Origin of the sequence: Motilibacter rhizosphaerae, assembly GCF_004216915.1 — a bacterium.
Lineage (GTDB): Bacteria > Actinomycetota > Actinomycetes > Motilibacterales > Motilibacteraceae > Motilibacter > Motilibacter rhizosphaerae.
This window is the reverse complement of sequence record NZ_SGXD01000002.1, coordinates 328,246-349,195: the sequence shown is the minus strand read 5'-3', so window position 1 is coordinate 349,195 and position 20,950 is coordinate 328,246. Positions and strand designations below refer to the sequence as shown.

Genomic DNA, 20,950 nt, shown 5'->3' with positions numbered 1-20,950 from the left:
TGGGGGTGGCCCTGCCGCCGTGGCACGACCGCGCGCTGCCCCCCGCGTCCTCGCCCCAAGACCTGCATGATCGCGGGGTAGTCCTGAGTCCTGCATGATCACGAGGTGGCTGCCCACGTCCTGCATGATCACGGGCAGGGGTGTCGCCCAAGATCCGCATGATCACGGGCAGGGGTGACCCCCAGGATCCGCATGATCACGCGGGGGGTCGAACTACTGCTCGGCCTCCAGCCGGCGGCGCTCCTCCACGAGCTGGCGACGCTGGTCCGCGACCTCCTCGGGCACGATCGCGGTCGCCAGGGAGGGCGAGATGCCGTGGCGCTCGTCGAGCTCGGCGAGCTCGCGGCGCACCTCCTCGAGCCGGGTACGCGGTGCCTCCGTCACGTCGCCTCCTTCGTCCCGAGCGCGCTGCGGGTCAGCACGGTCGGGAGCACAGATGCCCACGCACCGCGCAGGCCGAACGCCCCGAGCGCGACTGCGACGACCGCGGGCACGAGGCCGCACAGGGCCATCCCGGCGCGCGGGCCCCAGGCCGAGGTCACCGCCCCGACGAGCGGCGCGCCGAGGGGAGTCGTGCCGATGAAGACGAGCATGTAGATCGCCATGACGCGGCCGCGGTACTCCGGCTCGGTGGCGAGCTGCACGCGGCTGTTCGCGAGCGCCTGGAAGGCGAGGTTCGCCAGCGCCATCGGCACGAGGAGCAGCACGAAGACCCCGAGGTCGGGGGCGAACGCCGCGCCTGCTTGGGTGAGCCCGAAGACCAGTGCTGCCAGCAGGATCTGCCGCGTACGCGCCCGCGACCGCCCCGCCGCCCACAGGGCTCCCGCGACAGAACCCAGCGCCAGCACGACGTTGAACATCCCGTACGTGCCGGCGCCGCGACCGAACTCGCGCGCCATCGCCGTGAGCACGATCGGGAAGTTCAGCCCCATCATCCCGACCGTGGCGACCATGACGATGATCCGAGCGATCTGCGGGTGGCGGCGCACGTAGCGCAGGCCCTCGAGCAGCTGGCCCTTCCCGCGCGGGGCCGGGGGAGCGACGGCCACGGGGTGCAGGCGGAGCAGCGTCACCACCGGCACGACGCAGCAGGCGGCGTTGACCGCGAAGGCCCAGCCCGCCCCGATGCTCGACACCAGCAGGGCGCCCACGGCCGGACCCACGAGCCTCGTCGCGTGGAGCACGGCGCCGTTGAGCGCGATCGCGTTGCGGATGTCCCCGCCGTCCACGATCTCGTGCACGAACACCTGCCGGGCCGGGTTGTCGACGAGGAAGACGAAGCCACCCGCGAGGGCGAGGACCCACACCTGCCAGGCCCGGACGTACCCGAGCAGGCAGACAGCCGCCAGGACGGCCTGCACGACCGCGAAGCAGCTCTGCGTGGCGAGCAGGATCCGGCGCTTGGGGTAGCGGTCCGCGATCACGCCGCCGTAGACGCCGAACAGCAGCATGGGCAGGAACGACATGGCCATCGTGATGCCGACGGCGGCGCTGCTGCCCGTCATCTCGAGGACGAGCCAGTCCTGCGCGATGCTCGCCATCCACATGCCGGTGTTGGCGAACACCTGGCCCGTCAGGTAGGTCCGGTAGCTCGGTGCGGCGAGGGCGGAGAACGTGGCCGCAGTCACGAGACGCCTTCCAGTCGGAAGCGGGGGACTCCTCCATCCTCGCCACCGGTCACCGTGATCTACAGTGAATATCGAGACTTTCTGCTATTCGAGGACGCAATGACCACGTCGTTCGACCCGAACCACCTCGAGACCCTCGTCGTCCTGGCGCAGACGCGGAGCTTCACGGAGGCCGCGCGACGAAGGGGGATCGGGCAGCCCGCCGTGAGCCAGCACGTCCGCAAGCTCGAGATCGCTGCTGGACGGCAACTCGTGCTGCGTGACACGCATTCGGTGACGCTGACCGCTGACGGCGAGGCCATGGTGGGCTTCGCCCGCGGGATCCTCTCTGCGCAGGAGGCGGCACTGGGCTACTTCCGCGGTGAGCGGCCGAGCGGGCGCCTGCGGCTCGGGATGTCCGACGACCTCGCGCTCACGGGCATGCCGCAGATCCTGCGCGACTTCCGCCGGGACAACCCGCTCGTCGACCTCGAGCTGACGGTCGACCTCAGCGGGACCCTGCAGCGCCGGCTCGAGCAGAACAGGCTCGACCTCTTCCTCGGCAAGCGGGCGATCGGCGACTCCCGCGGCTCGCTCATCCGCCGCGACCGGCTCGTCTGGGTGGGGCTGCCGAGCACGCGCATCGACCGGTCGCGGCCGCTGCCCCTCGTCGTCTACCCGCCGCCCTCGATCAGCCGCAGCCAGATGGAGCAGGCGCTCGAGCGCGCGGCGCTGCCCTGGCGCAGCGTCTGCCTCTGCCGCGGCGTCAACGGGCTCATCGCTGCCGTGGCCGCCGGCATCGGCATCTCCACCATGGCCGAGAGCCTCGTCCCGGCCGGCCTCGTGGAGCTCGGCAAGGAGCACCGCCTGCCCGAGCTGGGCTCCGTCGACCTCGTGCTGCTGAGCAACCCCCGGGCGGCGGAGAAGGCCTCCGTACGCGCCCTCAGCGCGATGCTGCTGGCGTCCTGACCTCGAGCGGGTCCACGGCCGTCGGGGCCGGCAGCGCGCCCGACGCGCCCGCTGCGTCGCGCACCGGCAGCCACAGCACGAAGGTGCTGCCCTCCCCGGGGACCGAGTGCACGGCGACGGCGCCCCCGTGGCTCTCGACGATCTGCCGCACGATGGCGAGGCCGAGCCCGGCGTGCCCGGCGTGCCCGTCGTGCCGGGCGCGGCGCGCGACCACGCGGGAGAAGCGGTCGAAGATCCGCCGGTGGTCCTGGGGGTCGATGCCCGGCCCGCGGTCGCGTACGGCGAGCCAGGCCCACGGCCCCTGCCGCCCGCCGGCGAGCAGCACGTCGCTCCCGGCGGGGGAGAAGCGCACGGCGTTGCTGAGCAGGTTGCCCACGGCCCGGCGCAGCGCGTCCCGGTCGCCCACCACCGGGACGCCGTCCGAGAGCGCCGCCGTGAGCGAGACCCCGGCGGCCTCGGCGACGACCGCCTGCTCCTCCAGCGCCTCGCGGCCCAGGGCGGCGAGGTCGAGGTCCCCCTCGACGAACGCCGGTGCCGCCCGCCGCGAGGTCGCGAGCAGGTCGTCGACCAGGCGCGCCATCCGGTCTGCGGCCCGGTCGACCACGGCGGCGGCGCGCGCCCGGTCCTCGGCCGAGACGTCCGGGCGGGCGAGGACGGCGTCGACGTTGGCGCGGATGATCGCCAGCGGGTTGCGCAGCTCGTGCGAGGCGTCGTCCATCATCTGCCGCTGCGCGGTGAAGGCCTCGTCCAGCCGGTCGAGCATCGCATCGATCGTGTCCGAGAGCCGCTTGAGCTCGTCGTCGGGACCGTCGAGCCGGATGCGCCGGGAGAGGTCGGTCGCCGTGATGACCCGCGCCTCCGCGGTGATGCGGGCGACCGGAGCGAGCAGCCGCCCGCTGAGCCACCACCCGATGACGAGGCTCGCCACGAGCAGGGCCAGCAGCGCGGTCAGGGAGTACTGCCGCAGCGTGTCGAGGGTCTGCGCGTTGACCGCGTGGCGGAACTGCGCCCGGGTGAGGATGTCGAGCGGGTGCAGCTCGCCGTCGTCCAGCCGGATCATCAGCGCCGGTGCCGCCTTCGACGAGCTCCGCGACAGCAGCCGCTCGCGCACGGCGACGTAGATGACGCCGACCGCGAAGCCGCCCAGCCCGAACAGGATCGCGGAGTACGTCACCGTCAGCCGGAAGCGGATGGTCTGCGCCCACTGCGGGCCGTAGCGGGACAGCCCGCCCCAGAGGTGGTTCACGGGGCGTCCACCAGCAGCCGGTAGCCCTGGCCCACCACGGTCTCGAGCAGCTGCGGCTCGTCGTCCAGCGTGAGCTTGCGGCGCAGCGTGCCGACGGTCACGCGGACCGTCTGCGTGAAGGGGTCGGCGTTCTCGTCCCACACGTGCTCGAGCAGCTCCTCGCTCGACACGACGTGGCCCGGGTGGCGCACGAGGTACTCCAGGACGCCCAGCTCCTTGTTGGTCAGCCGGAGGTCGCGCCCGTCGCGCTGCGCCGCGCGCCGCGCGGTGTCCAGCGTCACCGGACCCGCCCGCAGGACGACGTCGCCGCCCGAGACCTCACGCCGCAGCAACGCGCGGAGGCGCGCCTGCAGTTCCTGGAAGGCGAACGGCTTCACGAGGTAGTCGTCGGCGCCGGCGTCCAGGCCGCGTACGCGGTGGTCGAGGGAGGAGCGGGCGGTCAGCAGCAGCACGCGGGTGTCCGCGCCGCCCGCGACCTCGAGCTCCCCGGAGCGGATGCCGCGCAGCACGTCGACGCCGTCGCCGTCGGGCAGGTTGAGGTCGAGCACCACCACGTCGTACGCGTTGAGCGCCAGCCGCTCGCCGGCCTCGGCGCAGGTGAGCGCCACGTCGACGGCGAACCCGCCGCTCTGCAGCCCGAAGCGCAGGGCGTCGGCCAGGTCCTCCTCGTCCTCCACCACGAGCACGCGCATGGGGAGACGGTACGAGAGGTGGGGCCCGACTAGTAGCGGAAGGGCTTCGGCGGGGCGAGCAGCGCGGCGCGGGGGCAGGTGGCGAGCTCGATGCCGCCGAAGCCGAGCGCCTCGTCGCACAGGGTCTGCACGGTCCAGCCGAGGTCGGTGCCGTGGCGGGTCACGGTGACGCGGTAGACGGTGATCTCGTAGCGCGTGGGCGTGCCGTAGGCGACCTGGATCGACCCGACGAGCTGCGAGCGGCCGCGCTGGCCGTCCTCCCAGGGGCGGTCGAACCGGGTCCAGAGGCGCGGGTCGGACTGCCAGAGGCCGCCGTTGCTGACGTCGCGCGCCGAGAGCTCGACGAGGACCGCGCGCGCCGCCTCCTCGGGGAGAATCGCCGCGGGCCGGATGACCTCCGTGACGTAGCCGTCGTCGAAGGCGTCCTCGACGGGCACCGTCGCCGCCTGGCCCGGTCCGCTCACCTGGTCCCCGCCCTTCCACCGTCGTGCTGCCGACTGCTGCCGTCGTGCTGCGCCGTCCTATCGGCCGGCAGCGGGTGCGACGTGAGCCTTCCCGAGGGGGTGGCGTCGAGCCCGGCTCCCGGGGCACAATGGCCGGGACGTCCGCGTCGGGAGCCACCACGGCACCACCGCTGAGGACGAGGTCGCTGGGGAAGGCGCACCTCGAGCCGTCAGGGAGGCACTGTGAGCGTCCGATCGACACGTCCGGCGACGCCTGCCGTCACGCGGGGCGTCGTCCTCGTGCACTCCGCCGTGCCGGCGATGTGCCCCCACATCGAGTGGGCCGTCGGCGCGGTCCTCGGCGTGCGCGTCAACCTGGACTGGACCGCGCAGCCGGCCGCGCCCGGCGCCCTGCGCGCGGAGCTCTCCTGGCAGGGGGCCGCGGGCACCGGCGCCCGGCTCGCGACCGCCCTGCGGGACTGCACCGCGGTGCGCTTCGAGGTCACCGAGGAGCCCTCCCCGGGCGCCGAGGGCGAGCGCTACGCCTTCACCCCGCACCTCGGGCTCTTCAGCGCCGTCATGAGCGTGCACGGCGACGTGCTCGTGCCCGAGGAGCGGCTGCGCTCCGCCGTGGCCCGCGCCTCGCTCGGCGAGGGCGCGCTGGAGGACCTCGTGGCCGGCCTGCTCGGCGTGCCCTGGGACGACGAGCTGGAGACGTTCCGCGCGGCGGGCGAGGGCGCTCCGGTCCGCTGGCTGCACCAGGTGGTCTGACCGGCAGGTGGTCTGACCGGCAGGTGGTCCGACCAGCGCGTCAGCGCGGGGCGACCGCGTCCCCGAGCCGCACCGTGCCCGGCTCCACGACCTCGGCGATGACGCCGAGCGTCACCGCGCCGCGGTCGGCGACGAGCCGCTTCAGCCCGCGCCAGTCCTGCGAGCCGCTGGTCGGGTCGTGCTCGATGACGACGCAGCGCTCCAGCGGGTGGGTGACGCGCACGACCGCCGCGCCGAGCGCGAGCTCCTGGCCCACCCACCCGTCCTCGGCGTACGCGGCCGGCCCGTCGACCTCGACCAGCATCCGGAAGCGGCGGGCGGGGGCGCTCGGCGGCTCGACCGCGAGGGTCGACGCGCGCGAGACGAGCGAGACCGGGCCCTCGTCCCAGCCGACGCCGGTCCGCGGCGCGAGCACGAGCCGGACCGGTCGCTCGGCGACCGCGGAGAGCGCGGCGGCGAAGGGGCCGCGGACGACGCGGCCGGGACGCTCCCGGCCGTACAGCGTGGCGGTGACCTCCTCGCCGAGGTCGTCCAGCGCGCCCGCGACGCGCCCGCCGTCGGGCAGGAGGAGCTCCAGCGCCCCTGCGGCGAGGTCGAGCACGGGCACGACGGAGCCGAGCGCCGGCGCCTGCCGGATCGTGAGGACCTTGCCGGCCGCGTCGAGGAGGAACAGCCGCCGGTCCTCCGCGACGCCGTCGCGGTCGAGCCGGAGCTCGGCCGCCTCGACCGGCGCCAGCGCCTTGACCGGTGCGACCTGCAGCCGCGAGACGACCGGCGGCACGCCTCAGACCGAGGTCAGCGCGAGGACGACGTTGTGGCCGCCGAAGCCGAACGAGTTGTTCAGCGCCGCGATCTGCCCCTGCGGCAGCGGCCGGGCGTCGACGCGGACGACGTCGAGGGTGAGGCCGTCGTCGGGGTCGTCGAGGTTGATGGTCGGCGGGGCGAGGCGGTGCTTCAGCGCGAGGATGGTCGCGATCGACTCGATCGCGCCGGCGGCGCCGAGGGTGTGCCCCGTCATCGACTTGGTCGCCGAGACGGCGACCCCGCTGGCCGCCGAGCCGAGCGCGGCCTGGAGCGCCGCGATCTCCGCCATGTCGCCCACCGGGGTCGAGGTGGCGTGCGCGTTGATGTGGACGATGTCCGAGGCGGTGAGCCCGGCGTCCTGCAGCGCGAAGCCGATGGCCCTGGCGACGTGCGCGCCCTCGGGCTCCGGCGCGGTGATGTGGTAGCCGTCGGAGGTCAGCCCGACGCCGGCGATCCGGGCGTACGCCTGGGCGCCGCGCGCCCGCGCGTGCTCCTCGGACTCGAGCACGACGATGCCCGCGCCCTCGCCGAGCACGAAGCCGTCGCGGGCCTTGTCGTAGGGGCGCGAGGCGCGCTCGGGCTCGTCGTTGCGCGTCGACATCGCGCGCATCGCGGCGAAGCCGGAGACGGGCAGCGGGTGGATCGCCGCCTCGGTGCCGCCGGCGACGACGACGTCGGCCCGACCCGTACGGATCATCTCGACGGCGTAGCCGATGGCCTCCGCGCCGGACGCGCAGGCGCTGACCGTGGTGTGGACGCCCGCCCGCGCGCCGAGCTCGAGCCCGACGGAGGCCGCCGGGCCGTTGGGCATGAGCATGGGGACGGTGAGCGGGAGCACGCGGCGCGCGCCCTTCTCCAGCAGCGTGTCGTACGCGTCGAGCAGCGTCGTCACGCCGCCGATGCCCGAGGCGACCACGACGCCGAGGCGCTCGCGGTCGACCTCGAGCGCCGCGTCGCGGGAGGCGTCGGCCCACGCCTCCCGCGCCGCGACGAGCGACATCTGGCTGGAGCGGTCGTTGCGCTTGACCTCCTGGCGCGTGAGCACCTGGTCCGGCTCGACCGCGAGGGTCGCGCCGATCTTGACCGGGAGGTCGAAGCGCTCGACCCACTCGTAGGGCAGCAGGCGCGCCCCCGAGACGCCCCGGACCAGGGCGTCCCACGTGCTCGGGACGTCGCCGCCCAGGGGCGTGGTCGCCCCGACGCCGGTGACGACGACGGAGGTCTTCTCGCTCATCTGCTCTCTCCAGCTCGTGGTGCGGGGTACGGGCCCGCCGGTCCTGCCGGCGGGCGTCGCTCGGGACGGGCCCGAGCGGGGTCAGCCCTGCTTGACGATGTAGTCCACGGCGTCGCGGACGGTGCGCAGGTCCTTGACGGAGTCGTCCGGGATCTTGACGCCGAAGCGCTCCTCGGCGTTGACGACGATGGTCATCATCGAGAGGGAGTCGATGTCGAGGTCGTCGGTGAAGGACTTGTCGAGCTCGACCTGGTCCTGGGGGAGGCCGGTCTCCTCGTGGATCAGCTCGGCCAGGCCCTGCAGGACCTCCTGCTCGCTGTTCGCCATGCGGGTGTGCTCCTCGCGTCGGTGGATGGGTGGTGCTGCCCGCGGGGGCAGCGGCGCCGCCGGAGCGGCGACGGCTTCAGGATGCTAGTGCCGGGAGCGCGACGACCTGCGCAGCGTGGCTCAGCCCGCCGCCGAACCCGACGAGCAGGGCGAGGTCACCGGGCTGGGCGCGGCCCTCGCGCAGCACGCGCTCCATGGCGAGCGGGATCGACGCCGCGCTCGTGTTGCCCGTCCAGCGCACGTCGTCGGCGACCGCGACGTGCTCGGGCAGGCCCATGCCCTTGACCATGGCGTCGATGATCCGGGTGTTGGCCTGGTGCGGGACGAAGGCGGCGAGCTGCTCGGCCTTGACCCCGGCGGCCTCCAGCGCCTCGAGCCCGACCTTCGGCATCTCCGTGACGGCCCAGCGGAAGACGCTCTGGCCCTTCATCCGCAGGACGGTGGGGCCCTCGGCCTCCCCGCGGACGACGTCGGCGAGCAGCGGCGCGGCGTCGAGCGCCTCCGCCTGCTCGCCCCACGACCCCCACGCGACGGGGCCGATGCCGGGCGAGTCCGCCGCGCCGACGACGACCGCGCCCGCGCCGTCGCCGAAGAGGAACATCGTGCCGCGGTCGGCCATGTCGAGCAGGTCGGTCATCCGCTCGACCCCGACGACGAGCACGTGCCGCGCGGCTCCGGTGCGGACCGCCTGGTCGGCGACCGCGAGCGCGTAGGGGAACCCGGCGCAGGCGGAGTTCATCTCCAGCGCGCCGCCGCGCGACCCGATCGCCGCCTGCAGCAGGTTGGCCGCGGTCGGGGTCGTGGAGAAGCTCGTCATCGTCGTGAGCAGCACGAGGTCGATGTCGGCGCCGGTGAGCCCCGCGCCCGCCAGCGCCTGCTGGGACGCGGCGGTCGCCATGGCGAGGACGGTCTCCTCCGGGCCGGCCCAGCGGCGCTCCCGGATCCCGCTGCGCTGCTGGATCCACTCGTCGCTCGACTCGATCAGCGTGACGATCTCGGCGTTCGGGACCACCCGCTGCGGGCGGTAGGCCCCCAGGGACAGCAGCCGCGAGCCGGCGGCGACGGGGGCGACCCGGATCTCCGGCTGCGTGCTCACTGCGCGACCCCGGCGTGCGCGGCGACGAGCGCCCGTGCGCGGTCCAGGTCGTCGGGCGACTTCAGCGCCACCACCTCGACGCCGGGGAGCGCGCGCTTGGCGATGCCGGCGAGCGTGCCGGCCGGCGGCAGCTCGAGCAGGCCGGTGACGCCGAGGGCGGCCATCCGCTCCAGGCAGAGGTCCCAGCGGACGGGCCGCGCGACCTGCGCGACGAGCCGGTCGAGCGCGTCGCGGCCGTCCTCGACGACCTCGCCGTCGCGGTTCGAGAGCAGCGCGGTACGCGGTCGCCCGGGCTGCAGCGCGGCCGCGTGCTCCGCGAGCGCGGCGACGGCGGGGGCCATGTGCTCGGTGTGGAACGCGCCGGCGACCGCGAGGGGGACCACGCGGGCCTTCGCGGGCGGGGCCGCGGCGAAGGCGGCGAGCTGCTCGGTGGTGCCGGCGACGACGACCTGGCCCGCGCCGTTCGCGTTGGCGACGACGACGCCGGCGGCCGCGGCTGCGGCGACCACCTCGTCGGGGTCGCCCCCGAGCACGGCGGTCATGCCGGTCGCGGTCCGCGCCGCGGCCCGGGCCATCGCGGTGGCGCGGACGGCGACCAGCCGGCCGGCCTCGTCGGCGCTGAGCACGCCGGTCGCGGCGAGCGCGGTGACCTCGCCGACGCTGTGGCCGGCGACGACCGCGGCGGCCTCGACGTCGGGCAGGACCTCGGGCAGGGCGGCGAGCCCGGCGCCGACGAGCAGCGGCTGGGCCACGGCGGTGTCGCGGATCGTGTCCGCGCCGGCGGACGTGCCGAGCTCGCGCAGGTCGAGGCCGGTGGCGGCGGAGAGCGCAGCGAGCCGCTCCGCGACGCCGGGCAGCTCGGCCCAGGGGGCGAGGAAGCCGGGGGTCTGGGAGCCCTGTCCGGGGGCGACGACGGCGAGCACGGGTCCACCCTTCCTGTCGGCGAGCGCCAGACGCGGTCGCGGCGCGCACAAGGAGCACCCGCCGGCTGTTGGAGGAACCCTACAAGCCGCTACCCCTGGAGCCGCCCGAGCACGAGGGCGAGCCGGAGCGTGAAGGCGTCGCGGGGGTCGGCCGGGGCGTACCCCGTGAGGTCGGTGACGCGGCGGAGCCGGTAGCGCACGGTGTTGGTGTGGACGAACAGCATCCGTGCCGCCCCCTCGAGCGAGCCGGCCTGCTCGAGGTACGCCTCGAGGGTCTCCAGCAGGCCGGAGCCCGCGGCGGCCAGCGGCGCGCAGACCGCGGTGACGAGGGCCGCCCGCGCCTCCTCCTCGCCGAGCAGCGCGCGCTCGGGCAGCAGGTCCGCGGACGTCACGGGCCGTGGTGCGGCCGGCCAGGCCGCGGCCGCCCGGACCCCGGAGGCGGCGGCGCGGGCGGAGCGCGCGGCCGAGACGAGGTCACCGGCGAGCGGGCCGACGACGACCGGCCCCGGCCCGTACGCCGCGAGCAGCGCCCGCGCCTGCGCCAGCCCGTCGGTCCCCGCGGGGACGGCGAGCAGGACCACGAGCCGGTCGCCCTGGACGGCGGCGAGCGCCTCGCACCCGGCCGTGCGCGCCAGCCGGGCCGCACCCTCCACCGCCGCGTCGCCCTCGACGGTCGGGGCCGCGCCGACGACGGCGACGCAGGGGGTGTCGAGCGCCCACCCGAGCGCGGCGGCCCGCGAGCGGGTGCCCTCGTCGACCTCGCCGCGGAACAGCGCGTCGACGACCAGCGCCTCGAGCCGCATGTCCCAGGACCCGCGCCGCTCCGCCGCCTGCGCGTAGACCTGCGCGGCGGCGAAGGCCACCTCCCGGCTGTAGCGGAGCACGGCTTCGCGCAGCAGCGACTCCTCGCCGGGTGCCGCGAGGTCGGGGATGGCCTCCTCGACGACGGCGATGGTGAGCCGCACGAGCTCGACCGTCTGCTGCAGCGAGACGGCCCGGGCGAGCTCGCGCGGCGCCGTCCCGAACACGTCGGCGCTCACCGCGCGGGGCGCTGCCGGGTCCCGCACCCAGTCGACGAGCGCGGCGATGCCCGCCTGCACCACGAGGCCGACCCAGGACCGCTCCGAGGGGGGCATGGCGGCGTACCAGGGCAGGCTCTGCTCCATGCGGCCCGTCGCGGTCGTCGTCAGGGCGCCGAGCGCGGCCTGCAGGCGGGTCACGTCGGCGGCGGGCACGGGGGCAGGGTAGACAGTCGACCGAGGAGGAGCCTGTGGCTGACCGGCAGTGGGACCCCGTGGAGGCGCTGGGGCGCATCGCGTTCCTGCTCGAGCGCGCCCACGAGCCGACGTACCGCGTCCGCGCCTTCCGCACGGCGGCGGAGACGCTGCAGGCCCTGCCGCCCGGGGAGCTCGAGCGCCGGGTGCAGGCCGGCTCGCTGCAGGCGCTCAAGGGCATCGGCAAGGCGACCGCCGGCGTCGTGGAGGAGGCGCTGCGCGGGGAGGTGCCGGCGTACCTCGCCCGGCTCGAGGCGGAGGCCCCGCCGTCGGTCGCCGGTGGCGACGAGCTGCGGCGGCTGCTCCGCGGCGACCTGCACACGCACAGCGACTGGAGCGACGGGGGTTCTCCGCCGGCCGAGATGGCCGCCGCTGCCCGCTCGCTGGGTCACGCGTACGCCGCGCTGACCGACCACTCGCCACGGCTCACCGTCGCCAACGGGCTGTCGCCGGAGCGGCTGCGCCGCCAGCTCGACGTCGTCGCCGAGATCAACGCGGGCTACGACGACTTCCGCCTGCTCACCGGCATCGAGGTCGACATCACCGAGGAGGGCGGGCTCGACCAGACCGACGAGCTGCTCGGGCGGCTCGACGTCGTCGTCGCCTCCGTGCACTCGAAGCTGCGCGCGCCCTCGAGCGAGATGACCCCGCGGATGCTCGGCGCGGTCAGGGACCGCCACACCGACGTGCTCGGCCACTGCACCGGCCGCAACGTCACCCCGCAGGGCCGCGGCGGCCGCGTCCGGCCGCCGTCGGAGTTCGACGCCGACGCCGTCTTCGCCGCCTGCGCCGAGCACGGGGTCGCCGTCGAGATCAACTGCCGCCCGGAGCGGCTCGACCCGCCGAAGGCGCTGCTGCGCAAGGCGATCGACGCCGGCTGCCTCTTCTCGGTCGACACCGACGCCCACGCCCCCGGCCAGCTCGACTGGCAGCCGTTCGGCTGCGAGCGCGCCGTCGAGTGCGGGGTGCCGCCGGAGCGGATCGTCAACACCTGGCCGCTGGAGCAGCTGCTCGCCTGGACGCGGCGCCACGACTGAGCGCGACGACGACGCGCCCGTGGCTAGAGTGCGCGCATGGTCTCCTTCGAGCTGGCCGTCCGTCTCCGCGATGCCGGGCTGCGCTGGGAGCCCACGCTCGGTGACCGGTTCTCGCTGCACGGCCCGGAGATGATCGACGAGGTCTTCGTGCTGAGCAACATGGTCGCCGACGTCCACCAGTTCCCCGACGGGGCGGTCATCGGGTTCAACGGCACGACCGAGTGGGCCCTCGACAGCGTCGGCAAGGAGGACGCCGTCTGGCTGCCCGCGGAGCACCAGCTGCGCGAACGGCTGGGGGCGGAGTTCATGAGCCTCGGGCTCGAGGGCGGGCGGTACTCCGTGCGCCTGCGCAACGGCACGCGGGTCGCGGCCGACGACGCGGGGGAGGCGTACGCGCTCGCGCTGCTGCACCTGCTCGACCCGACCGCGGCGCTCGACCAGCTTGAGTGAGCTGTGCCGCGCGGGCCAGCGCTACCGCACCGAGCAGCCGGGCATCACGAGCCTGCACGCGTTCTCCTTCGGCGCGCACTACGACCCGGCGAACGTCGCCTTCGGGCCGCTGATCGCCCTCAACGAGGAGGACCTGCTGCCCGGCAGCGGGTTCGCCCCGCACCCGCACGCGGGGGTCGAGATCGTCACGCTCGTGCTCAGCGGGACCCTGCACCACCGGCACGGCCACTCCGGGGTCATGGTCCCGGCGGGTCACCTGCAGCGGCTCGACGCCGTCGGGGGAGTGACGCACTCCGAGGCCGCCGGCGAGGAACCGCTGCGGTTCCTGCAGTCGTGGCTCGTGCCCCAGCCGGACGACGAGCCCGTGGGCGAGTACGCGGTGGCTGCCGTGCCCGAGGGCCGGGGCTGGGCCACGGCAGCAGGCGATGGCGGCCTGCCGCTGCGTACGCGGGGGGCGCGGCTGCTCGTGGGCCGGTTCGCCGCGGGCGAGCCGGTCCCGCTGCCGCCGGTCTGCCTGCTGCTCGTCGTGTCCGGAGCCCTCCAGCTCGCCGGGGACGAGCTCACCTCGGGAGACTCCCTGCGGCGCCACGAGTCCTCGGCCGGCGAGGCGCAGTCGGCCGGGGCCCACCTCGTCGCGTGGGTCTTCGGCTAGAGCAGCCAGCCGTTCTCGTCGGCGATGCGGACCGCCTCCGCTCGGGTGCGCGCACCGGTCTTCCCGATGGCGGACGAGAGGTGGTTGCGCACGGTCCCCTCGGACAGGTGCAGTCCACGCGCCAGGTCGGCGACGGTCCCGCCCTCCCGCGCCGCCCGCAGCACGTCGGACTCCCGCGCCGTCAGGGGACTCGCCCCGGCGACGAGCGTCTCCGCCGCGAGGGCCGGGTCGACGACGCGCAGCCCGGAGTGCACGCGGCGTACGGCGTCGGCGAGCTGCGCGGCCGGGGTGTCCTTGACGACGAAGCCCTTGGCGCCGGCCTCCATCGCCCGGCGCAGGTAGCCCGGGCGGCCGAAGGTCGTCACCACGAGGACCTCGCACCGGGGGACCCGGGCGCGCAGCGCGGCTGTCGCGGCGATGCCGTCGAGCCCGGGCATCTCGATGTCGAGCAGGGCCACGTCGGGCGCGGACTCCAGGGCCCGTGCCACCACCTCGTCACCGCGCCCGACCTGGGCCACCACCTCGAGGTCGGGCTCGAGGTCGAGCAGGGCCGCGAGCGCGCCACGGACGAGCGCCTGGTCGTCGGCCAGGAGCAGGCGGATCGTCGTCACAGGAGCACCGTCACGGCAGCATGTCCACCTTGAGCCGGAAGCCGCCGTCGGGCCCAGCGCGGCCGACCTCGAGCCGACCACCGGCCTGCTGCACCCGCTCGCGCAGCCCGCGGAGCCCCTGACCGCCGCCCCCGGTGTCCTCCGGCCCGCGCCCGTCGTCGACGACCTCGACCGAGTGCGCGGTGAGCAGGATGGTGCACGTACGCGCCCCGCTGTGGCGCACGACGTTGGTCACGCCCTCGCGCACGACCCAGCCGAAGACCTCCCGGTGCTCTCCCGGGACCTCGTCGACCGCGGTGGGCACCTCGGCATCGATGCCCGCGCCCGCGAGGGCGTTGCGGGCGCCACCGAGCTCGGTGACCAGCGTGACGGAGCGCTGGCCGGAGATCGTCGTGCGGACGTCGGCGAGGGCCTCGCGCGCCAGCCGCTCGATGTCGGCGACCTCGCTGACGGCCCGCTCGGGCGCCACGGGCAGCAGCTTGCCCGCCAGCTCGGCCTTGACGGTGATCACGGTCAGCGAGTGTCCCAGGATGTCGTGCAGGTCGCGGGACATCCGCGCACGTTCCTCCGTGACGGCCAGCCGCGCGATCTCCTCGTACGCCTCGCGCAGCTGGGCATTGCGCTCGATCACCTTGGTGATCCCGAACACCGCGACGGAGGCGAGCAGGATGCCCCCGATGTCGCCGCCCTCGTCGGTCCAGCCCGGCTCGAGCCCCTGCGCCACGAGCACGGCTCCGAGCGTCCCGGCCACGGCCCAGAGGCGCTGCCGGCCCGGGAGCCACGCGACGCCGACGGCGGCGAGGTAGACGGTGGTGCTGAGCCCCTGCTGGCCCGCGCCGGGGAGCGTCAGCAGGGCGAGGACCGCGAGGACCCCGAACGCCGTCCACCCGCGCACCGCCGAGCGTGCCCCGCTGCTGAGGAACGCCTGGCGCAGAAAGGTGAACGCGGTGACGTAGCCCGCGGCGAACAGGGTGAGCGCGACGAGCGAGACCCACTTGTCGATCGTGGAGTGCGCGTGCCACGCGGCGACGTACGCCGACTGCAGGTAGACCAGCCACACCGCCGCCATGACGACGCCGAGGACCCGGCGCTCCTCGTGGAGCTCGCTCGGGCCCTTCGGCACCGTCGCGGACACGGCGAGGCTCACACTCGGCGGGTGTCGCGGCGGAAGGCGCGACTGGCCACGCCCGCGAACACCACTCCCCAGAGCACCACGTTGCCGATCATGCCGATCGTCACGTCGCCGTGCGTCAGCGGGGCACGGGCGATGGAGCTGACGCCGTAGACCGGCGTCCAGTGCGCCACCATGCGGACCGTGTGCGGCAGCAGCTCGAGCGGCACGAACAGCCCGCCGAACGTCGACATCACGGCGAGCAGCGGGCCGATGACCTGCATGGCGTTGTCGGTCGGCAGCAGGTAGCCCACGGCGAGCCCGAACGCGGCGAAGACGAGGGCGCCGAGCCACGCGACGGTGAAGCAGAGCAGCCACTGCCGAGCGCCCATCGAGACGCCGAGCACGGCACCGGTGACGACCTCGGCCAGGACCGACGCCAGCGCCAGGACCATGCCGACGCAGACCTTCGCCACGATGTACGCCCACGGCCGCAGCGGAGTCAGCCTCAGCTGGCGGCTCCAGCCCTGGGCGCGCTCCGCGCCCACGGCCGCGCCGGAGCTGGTGGCCGCGACCATCGCGCCGTAGACCGCGAGGCTGACGAGGGAGTACGCCGCCCCGTCCGCGCCGGTGCCCTTGATCTGATCACCCTTCTGCTGCGCGCCGATGAGGAGGAACAGCAGCGGCGGCATGACGAGCGTGAAGATGAGGACGCGGCGGTTGCGCAGCGCGCGGCGGACCTCGAGCGAGACGAGGGTGGTGCTCAGGCCGCCGAGGCGGGGGAGCGGGCGCTCGGTGGCGCGGTCGGCGAGGGCGAGGCTCATCGGGTGCTCCTGCTGGTGCTCGAGCTGGCGGTGGGGGTGGTCAGGGTGAGGAACGCGTCCTCGAGCCCGCGCGCGGTGATCTCCAGGTCGTGCGCGCCGGTGGCGGTGAGCAGGTGGCGGGCGACGGCGTCGGAGTCACTCGTCCGCAGCAGGACCGTGTCCCCGCGCACCTCGACCCCCTCGACGCCGGGCAGCGTCGCGAGGGCGACCTGGTCGGCGCCGGGGAGGGTCGCGCGGACGACGCGTCCCGACGCCCGGCTCTTCACCTCGGCCGCCGTCCCGTCGGCGACGACCCGGCCCTGGGAGACGAGCACGATGCGGTCGGCGTACGCGTCGGCCTCCTCGAGGTAGTGCGTCGCGAACAGGACCGTGCGGCCGCGCTCGGCGTCCTGCCGGATCGCCGCCCAGAACTCGCGGCGGCCCTCGACGTCCATGCCGGTGGTGGGCTCGTCGAGGATGAGCAGGTCGGGGTCGGGGAGCAGGGCGAGCGCGAAGCGCAGCCGCTGCTGCTGGCCCCCGGAGCAGAGGCCGACGCGGCGGCCGGCGATCTCCGAGATGCCCGCTCGGTCGAGCACCTCCTCGACCGGTCGCGCGTGGGGGAAGAAGCTCGCGGTGAGGCGGACCGTCTCGAGGACGGAGATGTCCTTGAGCAGGCCCCCGGTCTGCAGGACGGCGGCGACGCGGCCGCGGGCGATGGCGTCCTCGGCGGTGCCCCCGCAGACGCGGACGGACCCGGCGGTCGGCTGGGTGAGCCCGAGGACCATGTCGATGGTCGTCGTCTTGCCGGCGCCGTTGGGCCCGAGGAAGGCCACGACCTCCCCGGGAGCGACGCTGAGGGAGATGCCGTCGACCGCGACGACCTCGCCGAAGGTCTTGCGGACCCCCGTGAGCTCGACGGCGGGCACCGGCGCGGCGGTGGCCACGGCCTGCGCGGGGATGGTCTCGGTCTTCATGCCGATGAGCATGGCGCCGGCGGCGGGCCCCGACTCGTGCGGCTCGTCACGTCTGCCCCATGACAGATGTCACGGCAGGATGGCACCGTGCGCAGAGCGGGAGTGGTCGTCGTGGGAGCCGGACTGGCCGGGGTGAGCGTGGCCGAGGCGCTCCGCGCCGGCGGGTACGCCGAGCCCGTCACGCTCGTGGGCGACGAGCCGGGCGACCCGTACGACCGGCCGCCGCTGTCGAAGGAGGTCCTGGCGGACCCGTCGACCGAGAACATACTGCGAGCAAAGGAGTTCTACACCGACAACGCCATCGAGCTCGTCACCGGGACCGCGGTCCGGGAGGTGGGCCCCGAGAGCGTCCTGCTCGCCGGCGGTCGGGTCGTGCCGGCGAGTGCCGTCGTGCTGGCGACGGGTGGTCGGGCCCGACCGCTGCCCGTCCCCGGCGGTCAGCTGTGCCACGTGCTGCGGACCCGCGCGGACGCCGAGCGCATCGCGGTGCTGCTCGCGCCCGGCGTCCGCCTCGTCGTCGTGGGGGCCGGGCTCGTGGGGGCGGAAGTCGCGTCCAGCGCGAAGGACCTCGGCTGCGACGTCGTCCTCGTCGACCCGCTCGACCTGCCGCTGGCCGGCGCGGTGGGTACCCTGGTGGCGGAGTTCCTCCGCGAGCGGCAGCGCTCCGCGGGGGTGCGGCTCGTGACGGCGGGCGTCGCGGCGGTAGAGGAGGCGGCGGACGGCCTGCGCGTCCTGCTGACGGACGGGAGTGCCCTGTCTGGCGATCTCGTCGTCGCCGGCGTCGGCATCACCCCCGAGCTCGCCCTGGCTCGAGCAGCTGGAGTCGGTGTGGCGCAGGGCATCCTCGTCCACCCCGACTTCCGGACCGAGGTGCCGGGGATCCTCGCCGTGGGTGACGTCGCGCAGATCCGCGGGCGCGAGCGCGTCGAGCACTGGGAGTTCGCGCAGGTGTCCGGACGTGCTGCTGCTGCAGCGATCCTGGGTCAGCAGGTGCCGGACCTGCCGCCGCCGTGGTGGTGGACCGACCGGCACGGCGACCACGTCGAGGTCACCGGTCGCGTGCCCGCGGCGCACACTCCCGTGCTCGACGGCTCCGCGACGGACGGCAGGTTCACGGCGTACTGGCTGGAGGAGGGGCGCGTGGTGGCCGCGGTCGCGGTCAACCAGGGCCGGCACTCCCGCACCGTGCGTCGGCAGGTGCAGGAGCGCGCGACCCTCGGGTGATCAGCGGATCCGCGGCAGCACCTGGGACTTGTAGAACTCGAAGAAGCCCGGGTACTCCGGCCCCATCGTCGCGATGAAGACCTCGTCGTAGCCCGCGTCGGCGTACTCGCGGAACTGCTGCACGTGCTCGTCGACGTCGTTGCCGCAGACCGTGCCCTCGCGGACCATGTCCTCGGTGACGAGCTCGCTCACCTGCTCGAACTGCTTGGGGGAGTAGAGGACCTGGGCCGCCTCGCCCGGGATCTTCTCGTTGGCCCAGAGCCGGTGCGCGGTCTTGACCGCGGCCTCCTCGTCCTCGCCGTAGCAGACCTTGTAGCCCACCTGCGTCGGCTTGCCGGGGCCGGCCTTCTGCTTGAAGGTGTCGACGACCTCCTTGTCCGGCATGGTCGAGCAGTAGCCGTCCCCGATCCGCGCGGCGACGTCGAGCGCCTTCGGCCCGAACGCCGAGACGTAGACCTGCACGGGCTCCTCGGGCAGCGTGTAGACCTGCGCGTGCTCAACCGTGTAGTGCTTGCCGTGGTGGGTCACGAAGCCGCCCGCCCAGAGCTTGCGCATGACCTCGACGGCCTCCTCGAGCATCTCGAGGCGGACCTCCGTGTTGGGCCACTGGTCGCCCAGGATGTGCTCGTTGAGCGCCTCGCCGGTCCCGATGCCGAGCGTGAACTTGCCCCCGGTCAGCACCTTCGCGGTCGCCGCGGCCTGCGCGACGATCGCCGGGTGCTGCCGGATGATCGGGCAGGTCACCGCCGTCGTGATCGGCAGGCTCGACACCTGGCTGATGGCGCCGATCATCGACCAGACGTAGGCGCTGTTGCCCTGCTCGTCGTTCCACGGGTGGTAGTGGTCCGAGATCCAGAGCGCCTCGAACCCCGCGTCCTCGGCGAGCTTCGCCTGCTCGAGCAGCTGGGCGGGCGAGTACTCCTCGCAGGACAGGAAGTAGCCGATGCGGGGCATGCGCGTCCTCCTCGGTGGGGGTGGTCCGTGCTGACGGTTCCCGCCGACCGGGGGAGCAACCCTTCCGCGGGCCCGGCGCGTAGGAGGGGCATGAAGCGCTCCCTCCCCCTGTCCCTGGCCGCCCTCGCCGTCGCCGCGCTGGCCCCCGCCGCTCCCGCCTCGGCGGCCGGCACCACGACCGTCCGCGTCGAGATCACCGGCTGCCCGGCCGGCTGCGGTCACCTTCGCGAACGGCGTCACCGGCCGGGAGTACGGCACCACCCGGGTCCGTGCCGGCCGGGCGACCCGTACGCTCCCGACCTCCGCGACGCGCGGGCTCCTCCTCCTCGTCACCGACCGGGCCGGGCACCAGGCCGGCGAGGGTCTCTCCGCGGTCAGCTTCCGCTACGGCACGGCCCGCGCCCACCGCACCGTGTCGAGCAGCACCGCGGCCGCCGCGCGCACGGGCCGCGCCTGCTTCGGCGGGACCACCGCCCGCGACATCACGATCCGCGTGCGCGCCCAGCTCTACACCTCGAGCGCGTACCCGCGGCCCACGACGGCGCTGCGCGCGTGGGCCAGCCCGAGCCTCCCGACCGTGGGGACCGCCAAGGCGACCGACCACGGCGCCATCCCCGTGCAGGACAGCGAGCCCTGCCGCCCCTGACGGCGTCCACGCCCGATCGACGCTGTCGCGTCCAGCAACCTCACAGCCAACCTCCAGTCCCTCCCCAGCCGCACCCCTCCGCCGTCGGGCAAGGTGGAGGGGTGCCGCTGGACCTGACGCTCGAGGCCCCCGCCCGCTCCTGGGCGCTGCTCGGCCTGCTCGCGCTCGCCGTGGTGGCGGTCGTCCTGGCGGTGCGGCACCGCCGCTCCGAGGCGTACGCCGACGCGGCCCTCCGCCCGTCGGTGCGCCGCGGTGGCCGGGACTGGGTGCGGACCCTCTCGGCGCTCGCCTTCGCGCTCGGTGTCCTCGTGCTGACGACCGGCTTCGCGCGGCCCAGCGTGAAGAGCGAGGTGGGCGAGCGCCACGCGGTCGTCGTCATCGCGCTCGACACCTCGACCTCCATGGAGGTCGACGACGTCAAGCCCAACCGCTTCACCGCGGCGAAGGAGACGGCGAAGGCCTTCATCCGCGGGCTGCCGGCCGGCATCGACGTCGGCCTGGTGGGCTACGACGCGAGCGTGAGCCTCGTCGCCGCGCCCACCTCCGACCACGAGCAGGCGGCTGCGGCGGTCGACACGCTCACCCTCAAGGGCGGCACCGCGATGGGGGACGCGCTGCAGCTGTCGCTGAAGGCGGCGCTCGACGACCTGCGCGACAGCGACGGCACGCTGCCCTCGCCGCCTCCCGCGCGCATCGTGCTGCTCTCCGACGGGGGCAACACGACGGGCAGCCCCCTGGACGACGCCATCGCCGCCGCCGCCGACGACCAGGTGCCGGTGAGCACCATCGCGCTGGGCACCGAGAGCGGCGTCGGCAAGGTCTTCGACGGCCGGTCGGTCACCGCCCCGGTCGACTACACCGCGCTCGCCTCGGTCGCCTCGGGCACCGGCGGCAAGGAGTACCACGCGGCCGGCGAGGCCCAGCTCAAGGCGATCTACGCGGACATCGGCTCGCAGATCGTCAAGCGCCTGCAGCGCCACGACGTCTCCGACCTGTTCGCGGGAGCCGGTGTCGCCCTGCTGGCCCTCGCCGCGGTCCCCTCGCTGCTCCTCCGCGGGCGGCTGTTGTGACGACCTCCCCTGACCCGTACCACTCCGACCCC

At 74.8% G+C, this 20,950-nt stretch carries 24 protein-coding genes; 8 read left to right on the top strand and 16 right to left on the bottom strand.

The features are described 5' to 3' along the window. Positions 1–213: 213 nt before the first annotated feature. Entirely contained in the window at positions 214–384 is a 171-nt protein-coding gene (locus tag EV189_RS20115) for a hypothetical protein (protein WP_165400174.1), read from the bottom strand. Then, positions 381–1,628 carry an MFS transporter gene (locus EV189_RS07155; protein WP_165400173.1) on the bottom strand — a complete coding sequence of 416 codons (1,248 nt, stop codon included), beginning with the start codon at positions 1,626–1,628 and terminating at the stop codon, positions 381–383. Before EV189_RS07155 ends, EV189_RS20115 begins: the two co-directional genes overlap by 4 nt. A 99-nt stretch (positions 1,629–1,727) precedes the next feature. Between EV189_RS07155 and EV189_RS07150 the strand changes: the two genes are divergently transcribed. Next, positions 1,728–2,576, top strand: a complete 849-nt coding sequence (locus EV189_RS07150; protein WP_130492249.1) for a LysR family transcriptional regulator — start codon at positions 1,728–1,730, stop codon at positions 2,574–2,576. On the opposite strand, the gene EV189_RS07145 is transcribed toward EV189_RS07150, so the two are convergent. Genes EV189_RS07145 through EV189_RS07135 form a run of 3 tightly spaced genes read right to left on the bottom strand, consistent with a single transcriptional unit; the run spans position 2,551 to position 4,951 of the window. Next, entirely contained in the window at positions 2,551–3,822 is a 1,272-nt protein-coding gene (locus EV189_RS07145) for a sensor histidine kinase (protein WP_130492248.1), read from the bottom strand. The genes EV189_RS07150 and EV189_RS07145 overlap by 26 nt on opposite strands. Further along, positions 3,819–4,514 carry a response regulator transcription factor gene (locus tag EV189_RS07140; protein WP_130492247.1) on the bottom strand — a complete coding sequence of 232 codons (696 nt, stop codon included), beginning with the start codon at positions 4,512–4,514 and terminating at the stop codon, positions 3,819–3,821. Before EV189_RS07140 ends, EV189_RS07145 begins: the two co-directional genes overlap by 4 nt. 29 nt (positions 4,515–4,543) lie before the next feature. Next, positions 4,544–4,951, bottom strand: coding sequence for a hypothetical protein (locus EV189_RS07135; RefSeq protein ID WP_165400172.1), 408 nt, complete (start codon positions 4,949–4,951; stop codon positions 4,544–4,546). 249 nt (positions 4,952–5,200) lie between these two features. Between EV189_RS07135 and EV189_RS07130 the strand changes: the two genes are divergently transcribed. Then, positions 5,201–5,728 (top strand): DUF3145 domain-containing protein, encoded by a 528-nt coding sequence (locus EV189_RS07130; RefSeq protein WP_269204177.1) that lies wholly within the window; start codon positions 5,201–5,203, stop codon positions 5,726–5,728. Between the two features lie 40 nt (positions 5,729–5,768). On the opposite strand, the gene EV189_RS07125 is transcribed toward EV189_RS07130, so the two are convergent. From EV189_RS07125 to EV189_RS07100, 6 genes are all read right to left on the bottom strand, one after another. Then, entirely contained in the window at positions 5,769–6,509 is a 741-nt protein-coding gene (locus tag EV189_RS07125; protein ID WP_130492245.1) for an MOSC domain-containing protein, read from the bottom strand. Between the two features lie 3 nt (positions 6,510–6,512). Beyond that, positions 6,513–7,766: a beta-ketoacyl-ACP synthase II gene (gene fabF / locus EV189_RS07120; protein WP_130492244.1), complete on the bottom strand. Its 1,254-nt coding sequence runs from the start codon at positions 7,764–7,766 to the stop codon at positions 6,513–6,515. An 81-nt stretch (positions 7,767–7,847) separates the two neighbouring features. Continuing rightward, positions 7,848–8,093, bottom strand: coding sequence for an acyl carrier protein (locus EV189_RS07115; protein WP_130492243.1), 246 nt, complete (start codon positions 8,091–8,093; stop codon positions 7,848–7,850). Between the two features lie 76 nt (positions 8,094–8,169). Beyond that, the gene (locus EV189_RS07110; RefSeq protein WP_130492242.1) at positions 8,170–9,189 is read right to left on the bottom strand and encodes a beta-ketoacyl-ACP synthase III; all 1,020 of its coding nucleotides are present in this window, start codon (positions 9,187–9,189) and stop codon (positions 8,170–8,172) included. Beyond that, complete coding sequence (locus tag EV189_RS07105) at positions 9,186–10,112, bottom strand: ACP S-malonyltransferase (protein WP_130492241.1); 927 nt, start codon at positions 10,110–10,112, stop codon at positions 9,186–9,188. Before EV189_RS07105 ends, EV189_RS07110 begins: the two co-directional genes overlap by 4 nt. A gap of 89 nt (positions 10,113–10,201) precedes the next feature. After that, on the bottom strand, positions 10,202–11,347 hold the full coding sequence (locus EV189_RS07100) for a PucR family transcriptional regulator (RefSeq protein ID WP_231116155.1): 1,146 nt from the start codon (positions 11,345–11,347) through the stop codon (positions 10,202–10,204). A 35-nt stretch (positions 11,348–11,382) separates the two neighbouring features. Here EV189_RS07100 and EV189_RS07095 point away from each other — a divergent pair, with 35 nt between their 5' ends. The 3 genes from EV189_RS07095 to EV189_RS07085 are packed head-to-tail and all read left to right on the top strand — an operon-like array spanning position 11,383 to position 13,525. After that, positions 11,383–12,423, top strand: coding sequence for a PHP domain-containing protein (locus EV189_RS07095; RefSeq protein ID WP_130492240.1), 1,041 nt, complete (start codon positions 11,383–11,385; stop codon positions 12,421–12,423). A 36-nt stretch (positions 12,424–12,459) separates the two neighbouring features. Continuing rightward, positions 12,460–12,873, top strand: coding sequence for a pilus assembly protein CpaE (locus EV189_RS07090; protein ID WP_130492239.1), 414 nt, complete (start codon positions 12,460–12,462; stop codon positions 12,871–12,873). Next, entirely contained in the window at positions 12,866–13,525 is a 660-nt protein-coding gene (locus EV189_RS07085; protein WP_130492238.1) for a pirin family protein, read from the top strand. Before EV189_RS07090 ends, EV189_RS07085 begins: the two co-directional genes overlap by 8 nt. On the opposite strand, the gene EV189_RS07080 is transcribed toward EV189_RS07085, so the two are convergent. Genes EV189_RS07080 through EV189_RS07065 form a run of 4 tightly spaced genes read right to left on the bottom strand, consistent with a single transcriptional unit; the run spans position 13,522 to position 17,024 of the window. Continuing rightward, positions 13,522–14,136 carry a response regulator transcription factor gene (locus EV189_RS07080; RefSeq protein ID WP_130492237.1) on the bottom strand — a complete coding sequence of 205 codons (615 nt, stop codon included), beginning with the start codon at positions 14,134–14,136 and terminating at the stop codon, positions 13,522–13,524. The genes EV189_RS07085 and EV189_RS07080 overlap by 4 nt on opposite strands. Before the next feature lie 10 nt (positions 14,137–14,146). After that, entirely contained in the window at positions 14,147–15,283 is a 1,137-nt protein-coding gene (locus EV189_RS07075) for a sensor histidine kinase (protein ID WP_130492236.1), read from the bottom strand. Further along, complete coding sequence (locus EV189_RS07070) at positions 15,280–16,071, bottom strand: ABC transporter permease (RefSeq protein ID WP_130492235.1); 792 nt, start codon at positions 16,069–16,071, stop codon at positions 15,280–15,282. The genes EV189_RS07075 and EV189_RS07070 overlap by 4 nt, the downstream gene beginning before the upstream one ends. Then, a complete protein-coding gene (locus tag EV189_RS07065) occupies positions 16,068–17,024 on the bottom strand; it encodes an ABC transporter ATP-binding protein (RefSeq protein ID WP_130492234.1) in 957 nt (318 codons plus the stop codon). Before EV189_RS07065 ends, EV189_RS07070 begins: the two co-directional genes overlap by 4 nt. Positions 17,025–17,111: 87 nt before the next feature. Between EV189_RS07065 and EV189_RS07060 the strand changes: the two genes are divergently transcribed. Beyond that, positions 17,112–18,248, top strand: a complete 1,137-nt coding sequence (locus EV189_RS07060) for an NAD(P)/FAD-dependent oxidoreductase (protein WP_165400171.1) — start codon at positions 17,112–17,114, stop codon at positions 18,246–18,248. Here the strand turns inward: EV189_RS07060 and EV189_RS07055 are convergent, their stop codons facing one another. Beyond that, positions 18,249–19,202: a TIGR03557 family F420-dependent LLM class oxidoreductase gene (locus EV189_RS07055; RefSeq protein ID WP_130492232.1), complete on the bottom strand. Its 954-nt coding sequence runs from the start codon at positions 19,200–19,202 to the stop codon at positions 18,249–18,251. A 412-nt stretch (positions 19,203–19,614) separates the two neighbouring features. On the opposite strand from EV189_RS07055, the gene EV189_RS20110 reads away from it, so the two are divergent. Then, positions 19,615–19,848 carry a hypothetical protein gene (locus tag EV189_RS20110; RefSeq protein ID WP_165400170.1) on the top strand — a complete coding sequence of 78 codons (234 nt, stop codon included), beginning with the start codon at positions 19,615–19,617 and terminating at the stop codon, positions 19,846–19,848. A 101-nt stretch (positions 19,849–19,949) separates the two neighbouring features. After that, entirely contained in the window at positions 19,950–20,918 is a 969-nt protein-coding gene (locus tag EV189_RS20105; protein ID WP_165400169.1) for a VWA domain-containing protein, read from the top strand. Positions 20,919–20,950: the final 32 nt, after the last annotated feature.